Genomic DNA, 14,767 nt, shown 5'->3' with positions numbered 1-14,767 from the left:
TGACCTTGCCCTGCCCCGGTGTTTCGGGACAGGGTACCCCTACCCCAGTTTTTCGGACCCATCGAATGAACCATCTGCCCGACCCCGACACCCAACCCGATTTCTATCGTTCCGTGACAACCAAACGCTTCGTCGCCTGGCTGTTCGATATCGCCTTCATTTCGCTGCTTTGCACGGTGGCAATCCTCTTTACTGCGTTTCTGGGTCTGTTTTTCCTGGCCCTGATCTACGCCGTCGTTAGTTTCGTCTACCGGGTGGTGACCATCGCCAACGGCTCTGCCACGCTGGGAATGCGATTTATGGGGATCGAGCTGCGCGACGCGTTCGGAGAACGAATGGATCTGGGCAAGGCGCTTGCCCATACTGCGGGCTATTTCGTCAGCATGGCCTTTCCCGTGGTCCAGATCATCTCGGTCATCATGATGATGACCAGCGCCCGTGGCCAGGGTCTGACCGACAGTTTTCTGGGCACCGTCATGATCAATCAACGGGCCTGACCCAAGGTTGCGTGAAACACTTGGCGGTCTCGGGAACGGTTGCTATCATCCCTCCCGAGGCTGGATGGGGATTTCATGCGACATACGCTGCCAATTGCGCCACAATTCTATGTCACGGCACCGCAGCCTTGCCCTTATCTTGGCGGCAGGATGGAACGTAAACTGTTCACCGCCCTGCAAGGCGAAGGGGCTGAACAGCTGAACAATTCCCTGTCTCAACAAGGATTTCGCCGGTCTCAGAATGTGCTCTACCGGCCTTCGTGTACGGATTGCGCCGCCTGCCTGTCAGCCCGGATCGATGTGTCAGCCTTCCAACCGACCAAAAGCCAGAAACGCGCGGCAAAGCGGAACGGATACCTGGAACGCCGCGCAACCTCGCCATGGGCCACGGACGAGCAATACGAGCTGTTCCGCCGTTATCTTGACACCCGTCACGCCGATGGCGGCATGGCTGACATGGATGTTTTCGAATTCGCCGCGATGATCGAGGAAACACCGATCCGCAGCCGCGTTGTGGAATACGCCGATCCTGAAACGGGCGAGTTGATCGCCGTCAGCCTGACCGATGTGCTCGATGACGGTCTAAGTATGGTCTATTCCTTCTACGACCCGGAACAGCCGCAAAACTCACTCGGCACCTACATGATCCTCGACCACATCGACATCGCACGTGAGGCGGGCCTGCCCTATATCTATCTGGGGTACTGGGTCCCCGGCAGTCCCAAGATGGGCTACAAAGCCAAGTTTTCAGGACTTGAGGCCTATATACAGGGGGGCTGGCAAAAGATCAGCGATCCGGATGCCTATACCGGCACATCGCATCACCCCTTATCGGCGCCACCAATCGCCGAACAGGTCGCCAATATCCAGCTCCCTGACCGGCATCCGACCAAAGGCTGACCGCGCGATGAAACAAAGCCTGCATGCCGTCACCCTCGTGGTGCCGGATTACGACGACGCCATCTTGTTTTATACAAAGACGCTCTGCTTCGAACTTATCAAGGACATCGACCTCGGCAATGGCAAGCGCTGGGTTCTGGTCGCGCCTCCCGGTTCGGATAACGGCTGCCTTCTTCTGGCAAAGGCTGACGGACCCGAACAAACCGCCGCCATTGGCAACCAGACCGGCGGACGCGTCGGGTTCTTCCTACAAACCGATGATTTCTACCGCGACCATGCGAACATGCGCGCAAGGGATATCCACTTCGAAGAAGAACCCCGTCACGAACCTTATGGCATTGTCGCAGTCTGGCGTGATCCCTTCGGCAATCGCTGGGACCTGATCCAGTTCACCTGATCCGTATCTTCATCTGGCCGAAAATATCCCGGGGATGAATTGGCCGCAGGCCAAGAAGGGGCTGGCCCCTTGCCCGAAACAAACAGAAAAGGGGGCCAACCGGCCCCCTTTGCAATATTCCCTTCCGGATCGGATCAGTTTGGCATCAGGTCCGGAACGATCGTGACAATCGTCGGGAAGAACCACAAGATCGCGATCCCCATCACCTGGATCAGAACAAACGGAACGATCCCGCGATAAATATGACCTGTTGTGACCTCTTTCGGCGCAACCCCCCGCAAGTAGAACAACGCAAACCCGAAAGGTGGCGTCAGGAAGGACGTCTGAAGGTTCACCGCCACCATGATTGTGACCCATTTCGGATCGAAAGAGCCGCCATAGATCACAGGGCCCACGATAGGGATCACGATGTAGATGATCTCAAGGAAATCCAGCACGAACCCCAGAATGAACAGCACCAGCATCACGATCAGGAAAACCGTGAACTCGTTGTCAAAGCTCTTCAGGAATTGCTGGATATAATGCTCCCCTCCGAATGAAATCACCACGAGGTTCAGCAACTGCGATCCGATCAGGATGGTGAACACCATCGAGGTCACCTTGGCCGTCTCGCGCACCACCGGGGTCAATACACCGCTGGAATAGAGCACCCAGCATCCGTACAACAGCCCGAACAGGGCGTACAGGTAAGCCGCATAGGCAATGATGAAGGCGATCCAGGTTTCTACCGTCACACTGCCTTGATTGATACGCAGGTCAAAGTTGACCCCCATCAGCAATGCAATGACAACGGCGAAGGTCGACCAGATGACCACTTTGCCCGAGCGGCCTTGATCCTGCAGCTTGCGATAGGCTGCCAGCATGATCGCGCCACCCGCACCCAGCGCAGCCGCCGGTGTCGGATTGGTGACACCACCCAGGATCGAGCCCAGCACCGCGATGATCAGAACAAGTGGAGGAAAGACCACACGGATCAGATCGTTTGTGGCACAGCGGGCTGCAGCCTCTTTGCAGCCATACATGGCCAGCGCGAACGGCAGGGCGAGCAGCACGAATGTCAGGCCAGAGGATGTGGTCGGCGATATCATCAAGATGTCGACCAATGCCATCAGCAACAACCCGATCGCGCCAAGGATCAGCGGCTGCGGTGACCGCGACGGTGCGATACCACGGCCCAGAACCAGGGTCAGACCCAGCAGAACAAGGGTTACCGCCACTCCGGTGCCGATCGGCGCCGCATCGGCAATCCTTTTTTGCTGTTCGGCCGCCAGTTCCTCTTCTGTCAGGCGATGCGCTTCGGCTGTGCCGCCAGCGGCATCAATTGCCTCCTGCTCGGCAACAGCCTGATCCCAGGCAACCTGCCCGTGCAGATCGATCATCGACGCCTTGCACTCTGCCGACACGTTGGTCCGCAACGACGCACCCTCGCCAATATCCGAAAAGGCCGAGACCGAGATATTCTGGCTTCCGATCACACCGACATTGCCCAGAAGGACCGCACCGACGATCAGGGCAACCGGCGCACCCAGCAACCATGTCAGGCCTTCTGACCGCGTTATGGGTTCCCCGGAGCCACCGGACACAGCCACTGCAGGCGCCTTGTGCGGGTTCAGCAGCGCATAGCCAAAGGCGTAGAGCGCGTAGAGCAGCGCGAGCATGATCCCCGGCAGCAGCGCAGCCTGGAACAACGTCCCGACCGAGACAACCGCAGGCTCACCCAGATAGGTCAGCGCGTCGGTACAACCGGCTTCAACAGCCCGGGTTTCCTGCGCTGTCGAATACAGATCCCCCGCCAATGTGCCCAGCAGGACGATCACGATCGACGGTGGAATGATTTGCCCCAAGGTGCCCGATGCCGCGATCACACCGGTCGCCAGTTCCGGCGAATAGTTGTTGCGCAACATGGTTGGAAGCGCCAACAGGCCCATCGTCACAACGGTCGCGCCAACGATACCGGTCGAAGCCGCAAGGAACGCCCCCACAACCACAATCGACACGGCCAGACCACCCGGAAGCGGGCCAAAAACCCGCGCCATTGTGGTCAGAAGATCGTTGGCAATCTTTGACCGCTCCAGCGTGATGCCCATCAGAACGAACATGAGCACGGCCAGAAGGGTCTCGATGGATTGCCCGGCCAGCACGCGCTCGTTCATGCGGTTCACGATGAACGACACGTTCCGGTCCAGCGCGGTTTCCCAGCCCGAGGCAAAAACCGGTTCGGCGAGCCTTGGCAAATCCGGGTATCGGAACACGGATATGGTGTCCGGCTTGATCCCGGAGTTCACAAGGTCCCGATAACTTTGCGATCCGACGTCAATCGCCTGGTGGATCAGCAACCCCGCGCTGTCCAGCGCGGCGATGATGCCAAAGGATATGATCCCTGCCCCGCCGATGGCAAAAGCCACCGGAAAGCCGGAAAGAATGCCCCCGAAAAGGCAAAAGAATACGATAATGAGGCCTATCTCGACGCCATCAAGTCCGAATAGCATTGTCTTTGTCTCCGCCCTTAATGCGCGCCTTCATAGGCTTCTTCGCCCTCACCAAGGCTGTCCTTGTCGAGGTATTTTCCAACGCTGTCCGGTCCTTCCACGTATTCCAGATACGACCGGTACAAAAACGCGATGGCGTGCAGGAACACCATGGCCGCAAACGCCACCAGAAGGATCTTGAACAGGAAGTAGGCATTGAACCCGTTGGGGCTGAACCCGATGGTTTCCACGTTCCAGCGCAAGGCGCGGGACTTGGCCACCAGACGGTCCAGCGCGTCACTGGCCGAAGGGTTCGGCACGATCAGGTGACGCCACAGGAAGAACCAGCCGTACATCCAGGTCAGCACCGCCATTGGCATCATGAACAGCAACGCACCGCACATATCGACCACACGCTTGGCGCGGTGGCTGATACCGGCATAGATCAGATCAACGCGCACATGCCCGCCCTGCACAAATGTGTAGGTACAACACAGACAAACAACCATGGCGTTATACAGTTTCAGCTCTTCCGCGAACCAGCTGATATCCATCTGGAACGGTATTCCCAGACCGAAGGACATATCAGGACGGGTAAAGACCCGTTGCATGAATACGATGACGATCTGCTGAATCACCATCAGCAGACCCGCCCAGGCAAAGAACCGCCCGGTGGTGTTTGCAAAACCTTCCAGGCCGCGCACGATGGCCCACATGAAGTTCCGGTAATACAACCCGACGGCTGTCAGAACCAAAAAGAAGGTGAACACCACAAAGAAGAACTCGACCGAGCCGCCGTAATAGACAAAGCGCATGATCGACGCCTTGTCAGACCAGTCCAGCCAGAGCTGCGGATGCGTGACCGCATATCCGAAATTATAGAAGGCTTCGGCAATGTTCTGAATGAACCAGACCAGTCCATTCCACAGGGCGCCGAAGAACGAGATACCGTTTTCGTCCTGCATGTTGTCCCCAGGTCGTCTCAGTTGCGCGCAGGCATATTGTGGCTTGCCCAAGTCCCTTCACGCAACGGGAAAGGCTTCCCCGCAAGGCGCGGGGAAACCGTTTTTCCTTTGATCAGGAAGGCTTAGCCGCGAACACGGTCACGCTGTGCGGTGTAGACACCCGACGACAGGTTGTTCCATGCCGACGAAGCCGCCATCGACGACATCGCGCTGTCGTGGATCTTCTTGAACAGCTCATCGCTCATGTTCTCGTCCAGAACTTCCTGGCTGGCCTTGCCGAACGCATCCCAGACACTGTCGGGGAATTCCAGGACCTTGACGCCACCGGCCTGCAGGCGCTGCAGCGCTGCACCATTGTTGGCTAGGAACTGCGCCAGGTTCCACTGGTGTGCTTCTGCGGCAGCGATCTCGATGATCTTCTGCTGGGCCGGGGTCAGTTCATTGAACACGTCGCGGTTGGTTGCCAGCGACAGACCTGCGCCCGGCTCGTGGAAGCCCGCGGTGTAGTAGGTCTTGGTGATTTCCTGGAAGCCCGCTTTTTCATCGGCCCAGGGTCCGATCCACTCGGTTCCGTCAATCGCGCCGGACGACAGCGCCTGATACACTTCAGAACCGGGGATGTTCTGAACGGACGCGCCCAGTTTGCCCAGTGCTTTACCGCCCAGACCGGGCATACGGAACTTCAGACCATTGAAGTCTTCGGGGCTGTTGATCTCTTTCGAGAACCAGCCGCCCGCCTGCGCACCGGTGTTACCGGCCAAGAAGGACTTCAGGCCAAAGATTTCGCCCAGCTCATCATGCAGCTCCATACCGCCGTCATGATAGTACCAGTTCACCAGTTCCTGCGCGGTCATGCCGAAGGGTACGGCCGTAAAGAACGCATAGCCCGGGTGCTGACCGACAAAGTAATAGTCAGCGGCGTGATACATGTCGGCCTGACCGGACGAAACCGCGTCAAACACCTCGAACGCGCCAACCAGTTCTCCTGCCGCTTTGATCTCGACATTCAGGCTGCCATCCGACATCGCGTTGATGCTGTCGGCACAACGCTGCGCACTGTCAAACACGCCAGCCAGACCACGACCCCACGAGGTCACCATGGTCAGTGTGCGCTGTCCCTGCGCATAGGCCGGAGCCGCCAGAGCGGTTGCTGCAGCTGCCGAGCCGCCCAGCGCGGATTTTTTCAGAAATGAACGACGATCCATATGAGTGTTCCTCCCCTTCATAGTCACGATCCGGCAGTACCGGATCTGTCGCATTCAGTGCGCGTCAGCCTAATGTGAGCGAAGCGAAAGGGAATACCTACTACTGCGTAGAGAATCGATTTCTTTTGGGGATGCGGTGAAATTTCCGAATGAAAACTCCAACAAAAACGGCCCAAATACCGGAATTTCACAGACCAACGCCAATCTTTTTGCATTTTTGCCGCCGCTTGCGTATCGATTCGTCCATGCAAAGACTTCGACATCTGGTCTCGCTGACCTATGCGCAGAAACTGTCGCTGGTGGCCGCAATCCCGCTGGTTGTGGCCGTGGCCGCAATCGCTGTGCTTGTCGCATATGAGGCGCGTGCGACCGCCGAGCGCGAGATCGAAGCCCTGGAGCGCAGCCTGATCGAAGCCAAGAAAGAAGAACTGCGCAACTACGTGACGCAGGCGCGCAATGGTTTTGCCTATATCTATGGCCGCGCTGAACCGGATGACGAGGTGTCAAAGAACCTTGTCTCGCAGATACTTTCGGCAATGATCTATGGGCAGGACGGGTTCTTTTTTGTTTACGACTATGATGGCAACAATCTGGTCAGCCCCCGTCAGACACAATTTATCAACCGCAACTGGGAAGGTCTGACCGACAGCGATGGCACGCCCATCGTTGACGAGTTCATTCGCCTCGCCCGTCAGGGGGCCGGGTGGCACAGCTTCATGTGGGAAAAACCCTCGACCGGGGATGAGGCGCAGATGATCGCCTACGTCGTCGGGTTGCAGGACTGGCGCTGGGTCGTGGGTACCGGGGTCTTCATTGACGACATTGTCGCCACGGTCGCCAACGCAAGGGCCGAGGTCGAGGCCCGCGTGCAGCGCACCTTCATGTATATCGGCGCCATTGTTGTTGCTGCCGTTCTGATTGTCTTTGCCTCGGGCATGTTGCTGAACATTCGCGAGCGGCGGTTGGCGGATGCCAAGCTGAAGGAACTGACGCAACGTGTCTTCGACGCGCAGGAAGAAGAACGCGGCCGGGTTGCCCGCGAACTGCATGATGGCATCAGCCAGATCCTTGTGGGTGTACGCTATGCGCTGGACAATGCGCGCCGCCGTCTGTTGCGCGGCGATGATGCAGGTGCGCGCGATCCGCTGGACAAAGGCATCGACCATCTTCGCACCGCCATCACCGAGGTCCGTCGCATCAGCCGTGACCTGCGCCCCGGCGTGCTGGACGACCTTGGTCTTGGACCTGCGCTGAAGGCTCTGACCGACGATTTTCGCGAACGAACCGGGATCGAGACTGAGTTTTCCACCGTCGTATTCCGCAACCGGCTGGATCAGGACAGCAAGATCGCGCTCTATCGCATCGCCCAAGAGGCGCTGACAAATATCGAACGCCACGCCGACGCCTCTTATGTGACGATTGACCTGCGCGGCCACAAGAAAGGCGCAACCATGCGGATCACCGACAATGGCCGTGGCTTGCGCGCAGAATCCGGGACCCCGACCACCGGCATCGGTCTGCGCAACATGCAGGAACGAATTGAGCAACTTGACGGATCGCTGCGTATTCTGTCATCACGCGGGCCGCGCGGCGGTACGGTAATCGAGGCCAGTCTGCCGCTGAGCCACCTGTTGCCACCGCAGGAAGACGCAACTCCGAACCGAAAGGCCGGTACATGAGCGCCAAGAATATCCGAGTTCTAATTGTCGACGATCATCCCATGGTGGCCGAGGGCATTCAGTCGATCCTTGAAAGCTACGACGATATCGAAGTGGTTGGGACACTCGGCAGCGGTCAGGCCGCGGTGGATCATGCGGTTGGCCTTTCCCCGGATGTCATCCTGATGGACCTGAACATGCCTGGCCTCGGCGGCCTCAGCGCCACGGAGATCATTCTGGAACGTCTGCCCGATACGTGCATCCTGATCCTGTCGATGCATGACAGCCCCGAATATATTTCGACCGCGCTCAGCCACGGTGCAAAAGGCTATGTTCTCAAAGATGTCCCAACCGAAGAGATCAAGCAGGCCATCGATGCGGTCATGCGGGGTGAGCAGTATCTGTGCACCGGCGCAAGTGGATCCCTGAAGCCCAAAGGCGGCGACGCGCGCGAGGCGCTGACAGGGCGCGAGCAAACAATTCTGCTGGAACTGGCGCAGGGCAAATCAAACAAAGAGGTTGCACAAAAGCTGGATATCTCGGTGCGAACGGTTGAAACGCATCGCAAGAACATCAAGCGCAAACTGGGAATTTCCTCGACCGCCGGGCTGACCCGCTATGCGCTGGAACATGGCATGCTGCAAGGCACCGGGGTCGGCTTCTGATCGATGCGCGGTCGCAGCCCAGTGCTGCCTTACCCAACTAGAGGAGGCTTGCCGCAAGCATAGCGATAACAGGCGGGAGCGTTCACGCCCGGGGTCTGATATCCTGACCAAAGAACACAAGTGTTCCGTCTTCATCCAGAATGTGAAACTCACGCTGCAAATAAGGTTGGTCGAACGGAGGCCGAACGCGCCCCTCGGGCAGATCGGCCAACCCAGCCCGCAAGTTTTCATAAAAGCCGTCGATATCGTCTACATCAACATAAAACGACTGGTCGTCGCCCAACGCCTTGCCATCCTCTCGCGGTGGGCATTCCAACAACCGAATGGCGACCGGGCCAAGTGACAAAAATGCGTAATTGTCCTGCTTGAAGCTACAGGTAAATCCTAGTCGCTTACAGTAGAAATCAATCTGGTTCTGCAAGGATGAACACAGTACAAATGGGGTAAGTTGCAAAATCTTGGGCATCTGAAGCTCCGAACAGGAAATAGTTTCAGTTTACCCGTGATGATCTGTTAATCCAGCAACTGATCCCTTCGCAAACCCGCACGCTCGTAATGGTGCGGCAACACGCGTCCATAGAGCTGCTGCGTCCGCTCGATCCCGCCGCACATGCCTTCGGCCTCGACAAATGAAAAGATACCCACATACCGCCGCCGCGTGCCCTTGACCGGTGCGACCCTGTGCAGGGAATAGCGGCCTTTGAATATCTGCAAATCCCCAGGTCGCAATTCCAGCCGATGAACACGCGCCGTGTTTCCATCCAGAACCGAAGCGACCTGATCGAAATTCTCATCCTCGGCTGAGCGCAGATTGGGCGCGTATTCGAATGCACCGCCCTGCTCGCCATTCTGGATCGCCAGTGTCACGGTGTAGTTGTTGGTGTCGAAATGCCAGGGAAAGCCCTGCCCCTCTTCCACGACATTGATGATCACGTCTGCCAACGGGTCGTCGTAACGAAAGAAGCGGTCCTCAGGCTCATCCAGCGCATCCCGAATGAAGGGAAGAAATCCGCTAAACTCGTAAATCCTGCGCAGAGGACCGGACTGCGCAAAATTGTCGGCAGGAACAAACGCGTTCGAACGGTCATAGAACCGTCTGATCGGATGGGCGGCGTCGAACCGTGGGTCGTCTTTGGTGAAATAGGCATTTGTACGATTGAAAGACCGGTGTGCATTGGGCGCCACCTCGTCGGCCTCTTGCACCAAAAGCTCGATCCCCTGTGCATGTGCGAAACCCGGTAGAACCGCACATCCGTCCTGTTCCAACTCGCGCCGCAAATCCTCGATCAATCGCCTGTAAGCTGGCGAATCCGAGCGATCGATCGGATATCGTCCCAGATCTACCAGGTCCTGTAACATGCTCCGCCTCCCTCGTTTGCGACCACAAGGTCAGCGTGACCCAGACAAAACACCGGATCATGCCAGTTTCAGACATCGGCCTGACGCATTCAGACCTTCATACCTGTCCCGCCCTCAGGAGAACGACCGCCCTTTTCCCGGAAATTCCGGGCATGCGGCAATCTGCGCAACAAAATTTCGCAAAATACCGCCATTGAGATAGAAAATTGGTAGATTTGCCTGTTGACGCTCCTCCCCCCCGACCATAATGTCCCCTGCAAGCAAAAAGGAGCCTCTGGCGATGAGAACGCTAGTCGTAATCGTAGGAACCACGCGCATGGGCCGGTAACGGTAAACCATAATCGAACCCATGCGCCTCCGAAAATTCGGGGGCTTTTTTTTGTCAAACGCAAGACACATGTCGCGAACGGAGCAAAGCAGATGACACGTGAGATGACCGGCGCAAAGATGGTGGTTCAGGCCCTCAAGGATCAGGGCGTGGACACGGTATTCGGATACCCCGGTGGCGCCGTCCTACCGATCTATGACGAGATCTTTCTGCAAAACGACATTCGCCACATTCTGGTGCGTCACGAACAGGGTGCAATCCACGCCGCCGAAGGCTATGCGCGGTCGACCGGCAAGCCGGGTGTTGCGCTTGTAACCTCTGGTCCCGGTGCCACAAACGCCGTTACCGGCCTGACCGATGCGTTGCTGGACTCGATCCCGATTGTGGTTCTGACCGGACAGGTCCCGACCTTCATGATCGGATCGGATGCCTTTCAGGAGGCCGACACCGTTGGCATCACCCGCCCCTGCACCAAACATAACTGGCTGGTAAAGGACACGAATTCGCTGGCCGAAACGCTGCACGAGGCTTTCCATGTGGCCAAGTCGGGCCGTCCCGGCCCGGTTCTGATCGACATTCCCAAGGATGTGCAGTTTGCCACGGGTGAATACAACAGTCCGAAACCTTCGACCTCGCACTACCAGCCTGTGCTGAAAGGCGATCTGGAGGAAATCAACGAGCTTGTTGCAGCCATTGAAAAAGCGAAGAAGCCGGTTTTCTATACGGGCGGTGGCGTCATCAATTCTGGCCCCGCAGCCAGCCAGTTGCTGCGCGAACTGGTGGATTCCACCGGCTTCCCGATCACCTCAACCCTGATGGGTCTGGGCGCTTATCCCGCGTCGGGCGAAAACTGGTTGGGTATGCTGGGGATGCACGGCCTTTACGAGGCGAACCTTGCAATGCATGGCTGTGACCTGATGATCAACATCGGCGCACGGTTCGACGACCGGATCACAGGGCGCATTGACGCGTTCTCTCCAAAGTCCAAGAAAGCCCATATCGACATTGATCCGTCTTCGATCAACAAGGTCATCCGTGTGGACATCCCGATTGTCGGCGACGTGGCGCATGTACTGGAAGACATTCTGAAGGTGTGGAAATCACGCGGGCGCAAGACCGATGCAGCAGCCGTCAAGAAATGGCAGGCACAGATCTCCGAATGGCGCAAGATTAACTGTCTGTCCTACACCAACAGCGAAAAGTCGATCAAACCGCAATATGCGCTGCAACGTCTTGAAGAGCTGACGAAAAAGCATGACCGCTATATCACCACCGAGGTTGGCCAGCACCAGATGTGGGCAGCACAATATCTTGGGTTCGAAGACCCCAACCGCTGGATGACATCGGGCGGGTTGGGCACTATGGGCTACGGCTTCCCCGCCTCCATCGGTGTCCAGATGGCACATCCGGACGCGCTGGTAATCAACGTCGCCGGTGAAGCCTCTTGGCTCATGAACATGCAGGAAATGGGCACGGCCGTTCAGTACCGCCTGCCCGTCAAGCAGTTCATCCTGAACAACGAGCGCCTTGGCATGGTCCGTCAGTGGCAGGAACTGCTGCATGGCGAGCGCTATTCGCACAGCTGGTCCGAAGCCCTGCCCGATTTCGTGAAACTCGCCGAGGCGTTTGGCGCCAAAGGTATCCTGTGTTCCGACCCCGCCGATCTGGACGACGCGATCATGGAAATGATCAACTATGACGGTCCGGTAATCTTCGACTGTGTGGTAGAGAAGCACGAGAACTGCTTCCCCATGATCCCGTCGGGCAAGGCACATAACGAGATGCTTTTGGGCGAAGCCGAGACGCAGGGCGTGATCGACAGCAAAGGTTCGGTTCTGGTCTGATACCGTCCAAGGATTATCGCCGGGCGACTATTGCACTCGGCAAACACAGGATGATGAAAGGGACATAAATGTCTGCCCTACATATCAAAAAAGGCTCCAATCGCCATTCGGCCTACAACCTACGACCTACCTTCTCGGACGTGCAGGAACGCCACACCATTGCCGTGCTGGTCGAGAACGAACCCGGTGTCCTGGCCCGTGTGATCGGACTGTTCTCGGGGCGCGGATACAACATCGAAAGCCTGACCGTGGCCGAGGTGGATCACACAGGACACCTGAGCCGCATCACCATTGTCACCACCGGCACACCGCAGGTGATCGAACAGATCAAGGCGCAGCTGGGCCGGATCGTGACTGTCCACGACGTGCATGACCTGACGGTCGAAGGCCCTTCGGTTGAACGCGAACTTGCCATTATCAAGGTCGTGGGTGAAGGCGACAAACGAGTCGAGGCGCTGCGCCTGGCTGACATCTTCCGCGCCAATGTGGTTGACAGCACCCTGAACTCTTTCATCTTCGAAATCACCGGCGCGCCCGACAAGATCGACGCTTTTGCTGACCTGATGCGCCCGCTGGGCCTGATGGAAATCGCCCGTACCGGCGTGGCGGCCCTGCTGCGCGGCGACTGAACAACATGCCCGCCTTGGGGATTATCTTGCCCCCAGGTGGGAACACTATTTGAGGTTGGTGGGCCTTTCAAAAAACGGCCCAAACGCCTTTCTATGCGCTAAATTTGCCATAGAACTGTCTTTTCCAGATAAAGATCAGTCATTTTTAGATAAAGCTTATTGCCATTGCGCTTTATGGCTTTAGCCTTGATGCCGCAACGCGACGTGGGGATACGTTGCTTGGGGTCAATCTGTACGATTTTTCACTGCGCGCCGGGGCTTGGTTCCAGTGCTGCGATGGTTTTTCAGGAATCTCAGCAAGACGTGGGCATCCATGACCAACGACATTCGCAGCCCGGCTGAACTTCGCGCGATGTTTGGCGCGAACCTGCGGCAATTGGCACGAAGGTATCGGTCAGTCTCGGCACTGTGCCGCAAGCTTGGCGTAAATCGCACGCAATTCAACAGGTATCTTTCGGGCGAAAGTGTTCCACGGCCAGATGTTCTGGATCGCATCTGTCGGTTTTTCGACGTGGATGCGCGCATTCTTCTGAAGCCGCTGGACGAAATTGAAAAGGTCGAGGATCACGCCGCGAAAACTGCCTTGACCGAGTTTCTTGGGTCAGGTGTGGACATGATCGCCAGAACTGCGTTTTCTCCGGGGTTTTACGCCGTGATCGAAAGCGTCTCGGCCTCGCACCGTATGACCCTTCTGCACGCCCGGCCACAGGCCCAATGCACATTGATACGCGGATATGTGTCGCGCGCGGCGATGCCTGAGGCAACGCCGCAAGCGCGCGAAATACAGGGGATCGTCGCCTGCTCCGGCGATTCCGTCTATATGCTGACCTCTCAGCGGGAGGGTCAAAACAGTCGCGTTTATATGATTTCACCCGATCCGACGGGAACAGCGGTTCAGTGGCGGGGTACGGTTATCAGCCCGGCCACCCCTGAAGCACCGGAGCCCGTGGTTCTGAAATATCTCGGGCATGATGCAGCTGCAATTTTCGCCGCTGCGCGGCTGTCTACGAACAATCCGGCTCAGCAACTCTGACCGGTTATCTCAGGACGATGCTTCCCCGCCTTCGACTTGGGTGATTTGTCTATACAGGTGCCAACTGGCGTGGCCCAACAGTGGCAGGACCACCAGAAGGCCCAGAAACCAGGGCACCATGGCCAGGAACGTCAGAACAGCGATGATTACCCCCCAGACAAGCATCACCGGAAAATTTCCGGACACATAGGTAAAGCTTGCAATCATCGCCGTGACAAAATCCAGTTCGCGGTCCAACAGCAGTGGGATCGACAAAACAGTGATCATATACAGAACGGTTGCGAAAACCGCCCCAACCACCGTGCCCACAGCCAGCATTGTCAGGCCGTTCACCGTCAGAAAGACTTCAAGCGAGGACGACACGTTTGTCATCGTAGCCAGCCCAAGGAATAGGGCAAAGATCATGTGCCCCAGAAAAAACCAGAACAGAAACACCACGACGATGATGGCACAGATCGACGGCAATTGCCGGCGGCTTTGTTGCAGCACGACACCAAAGATCGCGCCAAGGTCCAGCGGTTCGCCCTGTTCCAGCCGGTGCGACACCTCATAAAGGCCAACAGCGGCAAACGGGCCGATCAACGGAAAGCCAATGGCTGCCAGAACCAGCCAGAAGGTTGTACCGGTCTGGATGGTGACCCATGCCATTGCCCATCCCGCAAGCACGTAGAACCCGGCAAAGATCAACCCGAACTGCGGCGCACGCAGAAAGTCGGCCCAGGCGCGCTTCAACGCCGTGCGCAGCATAGCGGTATCTACCGGGCGCATGTCTGGAACACCAAAAGGCTTTTCCATGTCGTTTTCTCCTCCCTTACCGAC

At 57.4% G+C, this 14,767-nt stretch carries 15 protein-coding genes; 8 read left to right on the top strand and 7 right to left on the bottom strand.

Annotated features, from left to right (window positions below):
* Nucleotides 1–65 precede the first annotated feature (65 nt).
* From I9188_RS01290 to I9188_RS01280, 3 genes are all read left to right on the top strand, one after another.
* Nucleotides 66–497 (top strand): RDD family protein, encoded by a 432-nt coding sequence (locus I9188_RS01290; protein WP_209503648.1) that lies wholly within the window; start codon nucleotides 66–68, stop codon nucleotides 495–497.
* Between the two features lie 75 nt (nucleotides 498–572).
* On the top strand, nucleotides 573–1,397 hold the full coding sequence (locus I9188_RS01285; RefSeq protein ID WP_209503647.1) for an arginyltransferase: 825 nt from the start codon (nucleotides 573–575) through the stop codon (nucleotides 1,395–1,397).
* Nucleotides 1,398–1,404: 7 nt separating this feature from the next.
* Nucleotides 1,405–1,794 (top strand): VOC family protein, encoded by a 390-nt coding sequence (locus I9188_RS01280; protein WP_209503646.1) that lies wholly within the window; start codon nucleotides 1,405–1,407, stop codon nucleotides 1,792–1,794.
* 134 nt (nucleotides 1,795–1,928) lie between these two features.
* Here the strand turns inward: I9188_RS01280 and I9188_RS01275 are convergent, their stop codons facing one another.
* The 3 genes from I9188_RS01275 to I9188_RS01265 all read right to left on the bottom strand — a co-directional run bounded on the left by I9188_RS01275 (nucleotide 1,929) and on the right by I9188_RS01265 (nucleotide 6,432).
* Nucleotides 1,929–4,283, bottom strand: a complete 2,355-nt coding sequence (locus I9188_RS01275) for a TRAP transporter large permease subunit (protein ID WP_209503645.1) — start codon at nucleotides 4,281–4,283, stop codon at nucleotides 1,929–1,931.
* 17 nt (nucleotides 4,284–4,300) lie between these two features.
* A complete protein-coding gene (locus tag I9188_RS01270) occupies nucleotides 4,301–5,227 on the bottom strand; it encodes a TRAP transporter small permease subunit (RefSeq protein WP_209503644.1) in 927 nt (308 codons plus the stop codon).
* Nucleotides 5,228–5,349: 122 nt separating this feature from the next.
* On the bottom strand, nucleotides 5,350–6,432 hold the full coding sequence (locus tag I9188_RS01265) for a TRAP transporter substrate-binding protein (RefSeq protein ID WP_209503643.1): 1,083 nt from the start codon (nucleotides 6,430–6,432) through the stop codon (nucleotides 5,350–5,352).
* 245 nt (nucleotides 6,433–6,677) lie between these two features.
* Here I9188_RS01265 and I9188_RS01260 point away from each other — a divergent pair, with 245 nt between their 5' ends.
* Both I9188_RS01260 and I9188_RS01255 read left to right on the top strand, forming a co-directional pair.
* The gene (locus I9188_RS01260; protein WP_209503642.1) at nucleotides 6,678–8,111 is read left to right on the top strand and encodes a cache domain-containing protein; all 1,434 of its coding nucleotides are present in this window, start codon (nucleotides 6,678–6,680) and stop codon (nucleotides 8,109–8,111) included.
* Complete coding sequence (locus tag I9188_RS01255; RefSeq protein ID WP_209503641.1) at nucleotides 8,108–8,755, top strand: response regulator transcription factor; 648 nt, start codon at nucleotides 8,108–8,110, stop codon at nucleotides 8,753–8,755. The genes I9188_RS01260 and I9188_RS01255 overlap by 4 nt, the downstream gene beginning before the upstream one ends.
* Before the next feature lie 82 nt (nucleotides 8,756–8,837).
* Here I9188_RS01255 and I9188_RS01250 read toward each other — a convergent pair whose 3' ends face one another.
* The 3 genes from I9188_RS01250 to I9188_RS01240 all read right to left on the bottom strand — a co-directional run bounded on the left by I9188_RS01250 (nucleotide 8,838) and on the right by I9188_RS01240 (nucleotide 10,465).
* Nucleotides 8,838–9,221, bottom strand: coding sequence for a VOC family protein (locus tag I9188_RS01250; protein WP_209503640.1), 384 nt, complete (start codon nucleotides 9,219–9,221; stop codon nucleotides 8,838–8,840).
* 47 nt (nucleotides 9,222–9,268) lie between these two features.
* Nucleotides 9,269–10,114: a 2OG-Fe(II) oxygenase gene (locus tag I9188_RS01245; RefSeq protein WP_209503639.1), complete on the bottom strand. Its 846-nt coding sequence runs from the start codon at nucleotides 10,112–10,114 to the stop codon at nucleotides 9,269–9,271.
* Nucleotides 10,115–10,228: 114 nt separating this feature from the next.
* Complete coding sequence (locus I9188_RS01240) at nucleotides 10,229–10,465, bottom strand: hypothetical protein (RefSeq protein WP_209596746.1); 237 nt, start codon at nucleotides 10,463–10,465, stop codon at nucleotides 10,229–10,231.
* Nucleotides 10,466–10,534: 69 nt separating this feature from the next.
* Between I9188_RS01240 and I9188_RS01235 the strand changes: the two genes are divergently transcribed.
* The 3 genes from I9188_RS01235 (at nucleotide 10,535) to I9188_RS01225 (ending at nucleotide 13,948) form a co-directional block, all read left to right on the top strand.
* The gene (locus I9188_RS01235; RefSeq protein WP_209503638.1) at nucleotides 10,535–12,286 is read left to right on the top strand and encodes an acetolactate synthase 3 large subunit; all 1,752 of its coding nucleotides are present in this window, start codon (nucleotides 10,535–10,537) and stop codon (nucleotides 12,284–12,286) included.
* A gap of 68 nt (nucleotides 12,287–12,354) precedes the next feature.
* Nucleotides 12,355–12,915 carry an acetolactate synthase small subunit gene (ilvN, locus tag I9188_RS01230; protein ID WP_209503637.1) on the top strand — a complete coding sequence of 187 codons (561 nt, stop codon included), beginning with the start codon at nucleotides 12,355–12,357 and terminating at the stop codon, nucleotides 12,913–12,915.
* 313 nt (nucleotides 12,916–13,228) lie between these two features.
* Nucleotides 13,229–13,948, top strand: a complete 720-nt coding sequence (locus I9188_RS01225) for a helix-turn-helix transcriptional regulator (RefSeq protein WP_209503636.1) — start codon at nucleotides 13,229–13,231, stop codon at nucleotides 13,946–13,948.
* A gap of 9 nt (nucleotides 13,949–13,957) precedes the next feature.
* Here the strand turns inward: I9188_RS01225 and I9188_RS01220 are convergent, their stop codons facing one another.
* Nucleotides 13,958–14,743: a DUF2189 domain-containing protein gene (locus tag I9188_RS01220; RefSeq protein WP_209503635.1), complete on the bottom strand. Its 786-nt coding sequence runs from the start codon at nucleotides 14,741–14,743 to the stop codon at nucleotides 13,958–13,960.
* Nucleotides 14,744–14,767: the final 24 nt, after the last annotated feature.

The organism is Ruegeria sp. HKCCSA071 (genome assembly GCF_017872555.1).
Classification (GTDB): domain Bacteria; phylum Pseudomonadota; class Alphaproteobacteria; order Rhodobacterales; family Rhodobacteraceae; genus Ruegeria.
Note: the sequence above shows the minus strand (reverse complement) of the source record. Positions and strands in the feature narration are given on the sequence as shown.